This is a genomic window from Amycolatopsis sp. NPDC104775 (assembly GCF_055583325.1).
On sequence record NZ_JBVJOE010000001.1, the window covers coordinates 892,961 to 903,639 of the forward strand.

Genomic DNA, 10,679 nt, shown 5'->3' on the forward strand with positions numbered 1-10,679 from the left:
TGACGCGCTACTCATAACCTCCTAGGCTGGTTAGAGTTCCTTGCGTCGCGATTCATCACCTGTCAGACTGGTGCGCATGGAGCACGCCTTCCCCTGCGGGAACCCGGCGCTGGACTTCGTCGGCACGCTGCGGGCCCGCCGCAACGACGAGCCCGCCGAGATGCTGGGTTCGCCGCGCAGCCTGGACGCCTGGTTCCGGGAGTCGGGGGTCACCGACACCGACCCGGCGAGCACGGCCGCGGACCTGGCCGGGGCGATCGCGGTCCGGGAGGCGATCTACGCCCTGGTCACGGCCCGGCTCGTCGGCCGCGAGTACGACCCGGAGGCGTTGACGCTGGTCAACGAGGCCGCCGCGCAGCCGGACGCGGTCCCGCAGCTGAGCCGGACCGGACGGCACGTCCGGGCGACGGCGGCGCAGGCGCTGTCGAGCGTGGCCCGGGCCGCGGTGGCGATTCTCGGCGGGCCGGACGCGGATCTGCTGAAGGAATGCGGACGGCCGGAATGCACCCAGGTCTACCTGGACCATTCGCGAGGATCCCGGCGCGAATGGTGCGCGATGGCCACCTGCGGAAACAAAATGAAGGCCGCGGCTTACCGGGCGCGGCGGCGAGGCAATCCCCCGCTGACCCCGTCTCGGCAATCCTGAACGTTCAGCCGGCGAACAAGCGGTTCAGCGCCGCCCGGCTGCCGTCGTCCGCCGCGCGGAAGATCAGCACCCGCTGGTCCGGATTCTCCACCGGGGCGAGCACCTCGAACCGCACCGTCAGCTCACCGGCTTCGGGATGCCGCAGCACCTTCGATCCCCGGCCGTTGACCGCGACGTCCCGTTCCGCCCACCACCGCGCGAATTCCTCGTCCTGCTCCAGGAATTCCGCGATGAGGCCGCCCAGCTCCGCGTCGTCCGGATGCGCCGCCCAGGCCGCGCGCAGATGCGCGATCCCTTGCCGGACAACGGTTTCCCGGTCGGCATAGAATGTGCGCAGCTCCGGATGGCGCAGGCACAGCCACATCACGTTGCGCTGCATTGGCGGCAGCGCTTCGAAATCCACCAGCAAGCGCGTCATTTCCCGGTTCCAGGCGAGAATGTCGTACCGGTGGTTGAGCAGCATCGCCGGGAGCGGGGAAAGGTCGGCGATCAGCTCGGCCAAGGGTTCCGCCGCGACGGCAGCCGGTTTGCCCGCTGACCGAGGCTGCTGCTGAGCCAAGCCGTAGAGGTAAGTGCGCTCGCCGGGGCTCAGCCGCAACGCTTCGGCCAACGCCTCCACGACGTCCGCCGACGGACGCAGTCCGCGCGCCTGTTCCAGCCGCACGATGTAGTCGATGCTGATCCCGGCCAGTTCGGCGACTTCCTCGCGGCGCAGGCCGGGCGTCCGCCGGGCTTGGCGGCGCGCGGGCAAGCCGAACTCGCCCGGGTCGAGGCGTTCGCGGCGGGTCCGCAGGAACGCCGCCAGTTCTTGAGCTCGGTCCACCGCGCGCGTCATCGCCTCCGACTCTACGCCAGGGTAGGACTCGCCTTCCTAGGCAAGTCCCTCCCTTACCCTGGGCCCGCGAGGCGAACAGGCTGGTCAGCGGCACTGGAAACAACCACAGGAGGACCCATGCCGCTCACCCTCGACACCTACCGGCTGCTGGGCCGTTCCGGGCTGCGGGTCTCGCCGCTGGCCCTCGGCACAGCCACCTTCGGCACCGAATGGGGCTGGGGCGCGGCTGAGGAAGACGCACGCCGGCTGTTCGACCGTTACGTCGAACTCGGTGGCAACTTCGTCGACACCGCGCCTACCTACACCGACGGCACCGCCGAGCGCCTGCTCGGCAAGTTCGCCCGCGGCCGCCGCGAAAGCCTTGTCCTGGCGTCGAAATACACGACCCTGCGCCGCGCGCACGACCCGAACTCCGGCGGACCGCACCGCAAAAACCTGTTCGCCTCGGTGGAGGCCAGCCTGCGGCGGCTGAACACGGACTATCTCGACCTGCTCTACCTGCACGTCTGGGATTTCACGACGCCGGTCGAGGAAATCCTGCGCGGCATGGACGACCTCGTCCGCCAGGGCAAGGTCCACTACGTCGCCATCTCCAACGCCCCCGCGTGGCAGATCTCGCGCATGCAGGCCATCGCCGACCTACGCGGATGGACGCCGCTGGTCGCGCTGCAGGTCGAGTACAACCTCGTCGAGCGCGCCGCCGAACGCGACCTGCTGCCGATGGCCCGCGAGATGGGCCTAGGCGTGGTCCCCTACTCCCCGCTGGCCGGCGGCGTCCTGACCGGCAAATACACCCGCGCCGACCTGACCGCCGCCGAACCCGCCCCCGGCGAGAGCACGCGCAAGAGTTTCAACCGGGCCCTCGGCTCGGTCACCGAACGCAACCTGGACATCGCCGAAGTCCTGGCCGGCGTCGCCAAGGAGATCGGCTGCACACCCGCCCAGGCGGGGCTCGCCTGGACGCTTCAGAACCCCGCCATCACTGCGCCGATCGTCGGAGCCCGCACGCCTGACCAGCTGGAAGACAACCTCGCGGCGCTCACGGTCGAGTTCGCCGGACCGCATCTGGCCCGGCTCGCCGAGGTCAGCGCGATCCAGCTCGGGTTCCCGCACGACGTGCTCGCCAGCGACCACCTTCGCACGGCGACCCGGGGCGACCTGACCATCGAGGACCGCCGCTGACCCCTCCAGTCGCCGCGGCCGCGCGAAATAGAGCACCGCGAAAGCGCCCCGTGCGAACACCCAACCAACCAGTTCAGCATTTCCAGTCGAATTCGTTCAACCCTCCGGAAGTCGGGTATTCCGAGGTGCGGGCAGAATCGCTGCACCAGACCACCTCGGCCGACTGGTTTTCCTGCGTCCGCGCAGCCTTTCTCTGTCCACTATAGACAGTCCAGGGCGGACTAAATCACGCTGGGTGGCCATGATTCGCGCCTCACCACCCGTCCGGCGCAATCGCGAAACCTCGTGCGGCAAACACCACAAGAGACAGTGGTCTTGTCGGACAGTCTTTCCTGACAACGTTGACGGATAACCGCGACCCCGCCTTTCTTTGCCAGCTGTTGACCTTTCCGGAGCCCCGGGCGTATGGTCTAGACCAAGAAGCCCACCCCCTTCGCTCTCTCCTGGTGCGGGCCGGCTCCCGGAAAGCCGGTGCGTCGCTTTGTCGTACCCGCACCGGGAAACGAGCATTCCCCGAAGGAGCTGCCCATGAAAGCCAACCGGAAACTCGTCGCCGCGGCGGTCGGCACGGCGATCGCCCCGGTGCTCGTGCTGATCAGCCCGGCGGGCATCGCGAGCGCGCACGGGTACGTCAACGCGCCGGCGAGCCGGCAGGCCCAGTGCGCCCAGGGAACGGTGTCCTGCGGCCAGATCAAGTACGAACCGCAGAGCGTCGAAGGGCCGAAGGGGCTGCACAGCTGCAACGGCGGCAACGCGCAGTTCGCCGAACTGAACGACAACAACAAGGGCTGGAAGGCGACGCCGGTCGGTTCCTCGGTGGCCTTCACCTGGAAGTTCACCGCCCGGCACCGCACGTCCAATTACGAATACTGGATCGGCAACGACAAGATCGCCACCGTGGACGGCGGCGGCCAGCAACCCCCGGCGACGGTCACCCACAACGTGAACCTCAAGGGGCACACCGGAAGGCAGACGGTCCTCGCCGTCTGGAACATCGCGGACACCGCGAACGCCTTCTACGCCTGCATCGACCTGCAGGTGAGCTGACCCGAAAAGTCCGCACAACACACTGAGGCACGGGCCGTGGCGGCGGCCCGTGCCTCAGTGCGCGTCAGCGGCGATTTCCGGGAATGACAAAACCAGCCAATTTCACCCGCATTCGTTGACCGCCTCTCCCGGCCGTGGCTAGCGTGCCGGTCACCGGAAAAGGACACGACTCCAGGAGGCGGTTTTCCTTGATTTCCCGGCGGGCATTCCTCGGCGCATCAGCGGCAGCCGCGACATTTCCACTCTGGAACGCCGCGTTCGCCTCCGCGACCACCCCCGACACCGCGAAGGTCGCCTTCGACGACCAGTCCGGCGCCGGCCAGGCGTACGCATACATCACCGGAACGACGCTGGACAACCGGCTCGTCATCCTGAAAGCCGATGGCACGCCTTACTATCCGCCCTCCCCGGGCAGCGACCACACTCCGCTCGGCGAGGACTGCGCGATCCCGCTGAAATCGGTTTCCCAGGTCACCGTGCCGAAAATGTACGCGGCCCGGATCTATATCGTGCTGGACGACAAACTGGACTTCTTCGTCAACCAGGGCCCGGCGCTCGTGCATCCGAGCTTCCTCGCCGCCGACGACCCGAATTACGGCCGGAACTGGTCGTTCTGCGAATTCACCTTCAACAACGACGTGCTGTTCGCCAACATCAGCTACGTCGACTTCGTCGCGATCCCGATCGGCCTGCACCTCACCACGACCGGATCCGGCGACCAGACCGTGCCCGGTCTCCCCGCCCGCTCGCTCGACCCGATCTGCGACGCACTCAACAGCCAAGGCGGCAAGTGGGGCTCGCTCATTGAAACCGGCGGCGACGGAAAGCCGCTACGCGCGCTGTCCGCGCATTACCGCGCCGACCAATTCGGCGGATACCTCGACGGCTACATCGACGAGGTATGGCAGAAATACACCAGCGAAACGCTCACCGTCGACACCCAGGTGCCCGGCCTCGGCGCGTTCACCGGCCAGGTCGGCGCGGACGGCGTGCTCGCCTTCAACAACGGTGAACGCTTCAGCAAACCCGCGACACCGGACGTGTGGAGCTGCGACAGCGGCCCGTTCGCCATCAAGCAAGGCGACAGCGACGCGCGCAAGGCGATCATCCCCCGGCTGGCGGCGGCGTTGAACCGCACCACCCTGCGCGACAACCCGAAACAGCCGACCGGCGAGGACCCGGCGAAGTTCTATCAGAACCCGGAAACCAACCACTACGCCCGGATCGTGCACAGCAAACTGCCGGACAACCGCGGTTACGCATTCCCGTACGACGACGTCTCCCCCGGCCCCGATTTTAGCGGCGCGGTCCAGGCGGGAGATCCGGACACCCTCACCATCACGGTAAACGCCCTGCGCTGAGCCAAAACCGTGCTGCGGTCCTTTTCGGACCGCAGCACGGTCATCCGGTGAGATCGCCTTCCCGCTCGTTCTTCGCCGCGTAGAACGCCAGCTTCTCCTCGTCCACCTCCACGCCGAGTCCAGGCCCGGTCGGCACGCGCAGCCGCCCGCCGGAAAGCCGCAACGGCGCGACAATGTCGTCCGCGTGCAGGTAATACATGCTGTCGATCGCCCGCGACAGCACCGGCGTGCTGGCCACCACAGCCAGATGCGCGGCGGTGGCGATCCCGAGTTCGCCCCCGCTGTGCAGGTTCATGCCGAGCCCGAACGTCTCGCAATGAGCCGCGAGCGCTTTCGTCGCCGCGATGCCGCCCCATTTGTAAACGTCGCCATGGATGACATCGACCGCACCCAGCCGCACCGCCGGAGCGAACTCCTCGAACCGGACCACGCACATGTTGGTGCACAACGGAATCCGCACCTTCGCGCGAACCTGGCTCATCCCCTCGATTCCCGCGCACGGATCCTCGAGATATTCCAGATCCAGTTCCTCCAACGCCATCCCGGCGCGAATCGAATCCGGCACCGACCACGCCGCGTTGGGGTCGACCCGCAACTCCACGTCCGGCAACGCGTTCCGCAGCTCGCGCAGAATCCGGACATCGCCGCGCACGTCCCGGGTGCCCTTCAGTTTCACCGCCGAGAAGCCGCCCTCCGCGACCACCCTCGCCGCGTGCTCGGCCAATCCCCGCGCCAGCTCTTCGCCTTCCGCACCGGCCGCGTCGGCACGCGTGATCAACGCGGTAATCGGCACCTCGGTCCGCACCGCCCCGCCAAGGAGATCGGTGACTGACTGCCCAGTGGCTCGCCCGATGAGGTCCCAGCACGCGACGTCCAGCCCGGCCAGCGCTGCATACCCCAGATAGCCGTGGAAGAACGGCACCATGTGCTGCCGTCGATGAAACGCTTCGAGCGCGAACGGACTCGTGCCGATCATTTCGGCACCGAGTTTGCGGATCAGCTCCGCGACCGGACGGCCCCACATCGTCTCGCCCCAGCCCTCGGCGCCAGTGTCCGTGCGCAACCGCACCACCGTGCGCGTTTCACCGGTCTTGGTCTCGAACGAACTGGTGAACGGATTCGTCAACGGCAGATTCACGACCCACACGGCCACGTCAGCGATCTTCACGCGCGCTGCCCCAGTTCCGCCGCGACCACCCGCCGAATCGGTTCCAGGTCAACGTTTTCCACCGTCGCCTCCGTCCCGGGCATTTCCTCGATCGCCGCCTCAGCGTTCAACAACACCCGAAACACCCGCGGCAACACCGTCCGCCCCACGAGGCCCTCCGCGAGCTCCACCGCGTCGCAACTGTCCAATGTGTACTGAGCAGCCAGATACTCGGCCAGCCGTGCGTACATGATCGCGAACATCGCGTCGTAGTACGCCTTCGCACTGTCCGGCAGCCGCTCGGCGGCCGAGACGCAGAGCCGGCACGTCCGCGCCTGCGGCTCCCAGGTCAGCAATTGCTGAAACCGCCCGCAGAACAACGCGACCGCCTCGACCGGGTCGTCCGCGTAGGCGTCCGGGGTCATCAGCTTGCCGAGGTACAGCTCGCGGACCAGGTCGAGCACCGCGAGGAACAGCTTGTCCTTGCTCTCGAAGTGCGCGTACAGCGACCGTTTGGAGGTCCCGGCGCCGGCCGCGACCGCGTCCATCGACGCGCGCTCGAACCCCGCCTCGAGGAACACGTTCTTCGCCGCCAGCAGGATGTGCTTGCGCAACTCCGCACCCCGCAGCTGCGAACCGCCTTCACGCGCCATCTTGCCTCCGTCACAAGTAAACGGTACGGTAGAGTTTACTTCCTCCTCCACCTTTCCGACAGTCTCCTGGAGAACCCGCATGATCGTCGTCACCGCCCCCACCGGAAACATCGGCAGCCGCGTCCTCGCCGAGGTCGCCGACGGTTCCCGCCCTGTCCGCGCGATCGTCCGCGATCCCGCGAAACTGCCCGCTGACCTGCGCGAACGAGTCGAAGTCCATCCCGGTTCGCACAGCGACCCCGAGGTCCTCGCCCGAGCCTTCGACGGCGCGGACACCGTGTTCTGGCTCGTCCCGCCCAACCCGCGCGCCGCGAGCGCCGACGAGGCCTACTCCGGTTTCGCCCGCCCCGCCGTCGAGGCGATCCGCACCCAGGGCGTCCGCCGGGTCGTTTCGATCAGCGCCCTCGGCCGCGGTGCCGCCTTCGGCGAAAAGGCCGGGCACGTCACGGCCACGCTGGCCATGGACGATCTCATCGCCAGCACCGGGGTCGCCTTCCGCGCGCTGGCGAATCCGACCTTTATGGACAATCTGCTGCGCCAAACCGCGGCGCTCAAAGAACAAGGCGCCTTCTACGACATCCTGCCGCCCGACTACGCCACCCCGCTCGCCTGCACACGCGACATCGCCGCGGTCGCTTCCCGGCTGCTGCTCGATCCTTTGTGGACCGGCCGGGAAGAGGTGCCGGTGCTCGGCCCGGAGGACCTGTCGCCGAACCAGGAAGCGGAGATCCTGAGCGAGGTGCTGGGTTTTCCGGTCAAGTACCAGCAGATCCCGGTCTCGGCCTTGGGTGCGCAGGTCGTCGCCCACGGCTATTCCGAGGCGATGGCACAGTCCATGATGGACATGATGACGGCGAAGCTGAACCATCTGGACGAGGGCGTCGCCCGCACTCCGCAGCATGCCGTGGAGACTCCGACGACTTTCCGGCAGTGGTGCGAAGAAGTCCTTAAGCCCGCGGTGGACAAGGCCTGATCCCGGGCTGGAGCGCCGACGCACTTCGCCGCTCCAGCCCGGCACCGGTGCGCACGAACCCCGGAACCACTGCCTCAGCGCCCACGCCATTGACGCCGACTCACGGTGCCAATCCCACCATCCGGTCATCGCTTCCGGACCAGCCCCGGCAGGCCTGGCAGGCCACTCGCCATTCCAGCCCGCGTGCTCTGCGTTTCCCCGCCGATTGCCGGGCAACCGACCGCATCCGGCACCGCACAAACAGCACACGCCCACCAGGTTCGGCAGACCTCCTTGCCTCTCCAACCCGACGCACCCCAGCGCTTCCCCCGCCAGCCCCGGGCGCAGCAGCGTCGGGTACTGCACGAACGACGCCAAGGGACCGAGCCCGGCAGACCGCTCGAACTCCGGCCCGACGTGCCCCAGCATTCCCCGTCAGCTGCCGGGCGAGACAGCATCGGGTAACGCACAAACAGCACCAGCTCGCCAGGCCCGGCAGACCCCCGCCATCCCAGTGCGACACACCCCAGCATTTCCCCGTCGATTGCCGAGTGACCGAACCGCATCCAGCACCGCACAAACAGCACCAGCTCGCCAGGCCCGGCAGACCCCCGCCATCCGAGCCCGACACACCCCAGCATTTTCCCGCCGACTCCCGCCAACCGACCGCATCCAGCACTCCACAACCAGCACCAGCTCACCAGGCCACTCGTCACTCCAACGACGCGCACCAGCATTTCCGCCAACCGTCAGGCGACCGACGACATCGGGTGCTGCCCGAACGGCACGAGCTGGCCGACCAGCCACCCCCGCCACCACCCCGCCCGCGAGCCACGCACCCGGCACACCGAGCCCAATGGCACTCAGTGCACTTCACTTGCCGACCGGCAAGCGCCTCACCGGGTCTCGGCCTCGCGCAGCGCCGCGCCGATTCGGGTGACCACCTCGTGCAGCGGGGTCGCAGTGCTGAGCACCGCCACCACAGTGCCTGGCTCCGCTTCCGGCGACTTCCCGCCGGGGGTCCGGAAAGCGTTCGCCACCAGGGTGAACGCCTCCGTCGCCGCGGCCTCGATGTCGTCGCGGCCGCCGCTGCGCAGCCAGCGCCGCAAGACGTGGTTGTTGGCCGCCGCGATCGCCGCCGCGGCCACTGCGGCGCGGAGAGTCGCGGCCTCGTCGCCGGACGCGGCGAAGCGGTCCTGGAGGTAGCGGGCGAGGACTCGCTGGTAGCGGTCGACCGTCGCGACTTCCTTGTCCCGCAAGGAGGGCACCGTGCGGGTGAGGGCGAATCGCTTGAGCGAGACGTCCAGTTCCGCGGCGTAGGACTCCAGCACGAGCGACACCGCGGCGGTGGCGACCTCGATCGGGTCGCGCGCCGGGTCGGCGGTCTCGAAGACCTGCTCCATCTCGGCGACGATCTCGTCGTGGTTGGCGAAGAGGACGTCGTCCTTGCTGTCGAAGTACCGGAAAAACGTCCGCCGCCCGACGCCCGCCGCCGCGGCGATGTCGTCGATGGTCGTCGCCTCGTACCCGTTGGCCGCGAACAGATCCACGGCCGCCGTCGCGAGCGCGCGCCGCAACTGCCGCCGCCCGGCAGGCGTGGCCCCGACCCGGGTGCGCGGCGTCTCCGTCATTCCCGGAACGGTAGCAGCCCGGCTTGCTAGTGGCACTGAGTGCCGTTAACATAGTCACGCACCCCATGCGAGCGGAAGGCGTCGACGATGACTCTCGACCAGCAACTGCGGCCCGACCACCACACCGGCCCAGACCCGGCGGACGCGTACTACGGCGGGGTGTTCGGCTGGTCAGTCCGACGGCAAGGCGCGAGGTTGTTCCTGGCCCTGGAAAACGGCCTGTGCGCAGTCACCCTGCCGAAACTCACCTCGGCCCCCGTGCGCGCCCACCTGTCCGCCCTTGGCTGCGAAGGCCCGTCCCTGATCCTCCCCACCCAACACGGCCCGCGCCTGGCAATCCTCGCCGAAACCGACGGCGAACTCCTCCTGCGCGGCACCCTGCCCGCAGACGTCACCGTCCTGGACAGCGGCGCGCTTCTCCCGCTGCCCACCGGTCACCAGGCCCCTGGAACAGGCCCCGAGTGGCTGACCGCACCGGACCCGAGGCACCGCTGGCTCCCCAGCGTGAGCGCCGTACTGGCCGGAGTGCGCCAGCGCCCCTGACCCCTTTCTCTCGCTCGGCTCACCGCGACTCCACCGAGGGCGGCGGTTAGCGGGCGGTGTGCGCGGCTGGGGGCTTGGGTGGTTGACCAGTCAGTTGTTCGGCGGGTTGGGTGCGTTTAAGGCGGTCCGGGTGCATCCGGGTCGTTGCGGTGCTTCGGCTGTGTGGGTGCTGCTTATGTGCTCAGTTCGTCGGGTGGTTGGGCAGCGCGTTGTGGGCGAGCACGGCCTCGACGCGGTCACGTGCACCCGAGGCCCGTGTGTCCGGGTTGCCGTTCGTCCGGCGGACCGCGCTTGCCGAGCGGGCGGTCCTCGGCGAGTGTGCGGTCACACCGTCCGCCGCCGCGTGATCGTCTCGCTTACCCGATCTTGCCGCAGTGATCATCTTCGGGTGTTCCCGCAGGTCAGAACAAGACTTCCCCGCGCAGAGGCCCCTCGCGGACAGAGCGCCGTGAGGGGAATTGTGTCGTGGAAAGCGAGCGTTGCGAGAGAACCGGGGCGCAACCCCACCCCAGTCAAAACACACCCCCACTTCCACCCCCAAAACCGCAGCCCACGCACCCAACCCCCCAAGGCACCCACACCCCCCACACCCCGATACGAAGCCAAAAACACGGCGCGGGGGGGGGGGGGGGGGGGGGGGGGGCTGGGGGGGGGGGGGGGGCAACGCCACGAAGGCATAGAG

Annotated in this window: 10 protein-coding genes; 6 read left to right on the top strand and 4 right to left on the bottom strand. The window is 68.3% G+C overall.

The genetic code is table 11. From position 1 onward, the window contains the following. The first annotated feature begins 76 nt into the window (after positions 1 to 76). Positions 77 to 646 (top strand): CGNR zinc finger domain-containing protein, encoded by a 570-nt coding sequence (locus ACZ63D_RS03890; RefSeq protein ID WP_465352781.1) that lies wholly within the window; start codon positions 77 to 79, stop codon positions 644 to 646. A 4-nt stretch (positions 647 to 650) separates the two neighbouring features. Here ACZ63D_RS03890 and ACZ63D_RS03895 read toward each other — a convergent pair whose 3' ends face one another. Then, positions 651 to 1,481: a helix-turn-helix domain-containing protein gene (locus ACZ63D_RS03895; RefSeq protein WP_465352782.1), complete on the bottom strand. Its 831-nt coding sequence runs from the start codon at positions 1,479 to 1,481 to the stop codon at positions 651 to 653. A 117-nt stretch (positions 1,482 to 1,598) separates the two neighbouring features. Here ACZ63D_RS03895 and ACZ63D_RS03900 point away from each other — a divergent pair, with 117 nt between their 5' ends. The 3 genes from ACZ63D_RS03900 to ACZ63D_RS03910 all read left to right on the top strand — a co-directional run bounded on the left by ACZ63D_RS03900 (position 1,599) and on the right by ACZ63D_RS03910 (position 5,071). Then, entirely contained in the window at positions 1,599 to 2,663 is a 1,065-nt protein-coding gene (locus tag ACZ63D_RS03900; protein ID WP_465352783.1) for an aldo/keto reductase, read from the top strand. Positions 2,664 to 3,191: 528 nt separating this feature from the next. Beyond that, positions 3,192 to 3,710, top strand: coding sequence for a lytic polysaccharide monooxygenase auxiliary activity family 9 protein (locus ACZ63D_RS03905; RefSeq protein ID WP_465352784.1), 519 nt, complete (start codon positions 3,192 to 3,194; stop codon positions 3,708 to 3,710). A 188-nt stretch (positions 3,711 to 3,898) separates the two neighbouring features. After that, positions 3,899 to 5,071: a glycoside hydrolase family 64 protein gene (locus ACZ63D_RS03910; protein WP_465352785.1), complete on the top strand. Its 1,173-nt coding sequence runs from the start codon at positions 3,899 to 3,901 to the stop codon at positions 5,069 to 5,071. 40 nt (positions 5,072 to 5,111) lie between these two features. Here the strand turns inward: ACZ63D_RS03910 and ACZ63D_RS03915 are convergent, their stop codons facing one another. Next, positions 5,112 to 6,239, bottom strand: a complete 1,128-nt coding sequence (locus ACZ63D_RS03915; RefSeq protein ID WP_465352786.1) for a mandelate racemase/muconate lactonizing enzyme family protein — start codon at positions 6,237 to 6,239, stop codon at positions 5,112 to 5,114. Beyond that, positions 6,236 to 6,871 carry a TetR/AcrR family transcriptional regulator gene (locus tag ACZ63D_RS03920; RefSeq protein ID WP_465352787.1) on the bottom strand — a complete coding sequence of 212 codons (636 nt, stop codon included), beginning with the start codon at positions 6,869 to 6,871 and terminating at the stop codon, positions 6,236 to 6,238. The genes ACZ63D_RS03915 and ACZ63D_RS03920 overlap by 4 nt, the downstream gene beginning before the upstream one ends. Before the next feature lie 79 nt (positions 6,872 to 6,950). On the opposite strand from ACZ63D_RS03920, the gene ACZ63D_RS03925 reads away from it, so the two are divergent. After that, positions 6,951 to 7,844, top strand: coding sequence for an NmrA family NAD(P)-binding protein (locus tag ACZ63D_RS03925; protein ID WP_465352788.1), 894 nt, complete (start codon positions 6,951 to 6,953; stop codon positions 7,842 to 7,844). A gap of 875 nt (positions 7,845 to 8,719) precedes the next feature. Here the strand turns inward: ACZ63D_RS03925 and ACZ63D_RS03930 are convergent. Continuing rightward, entirely contained in the window at positions 8,720 to 9,454 is a 735-nt protein-coding gene (locus ACZ63D_RS03930) for a TetR family transcriptional regulator (protein WP_465352789.1), read from the bottom strand. A gap of 87 nt (positions 9,455 to 9,541) precedes the next feature. Between ACZ63D_RS03930 and ACZ63D_RS03935 the strand changes: the two genes are divergently transcribed. After that, positions 9,542 to 9,997 (top strand): hypothetical protein, encoded by a 456-nt coding sequence (locus ACZ63D_RS03935; RefSeq protein ID WP_465352790.1) that lies wholly within the window; start codon positions 9,542 to 9,544, stop codon positions 9,995 to 9,997. Positions 9,998 to 10,679 lie beyond the last annotated feature (682 nt).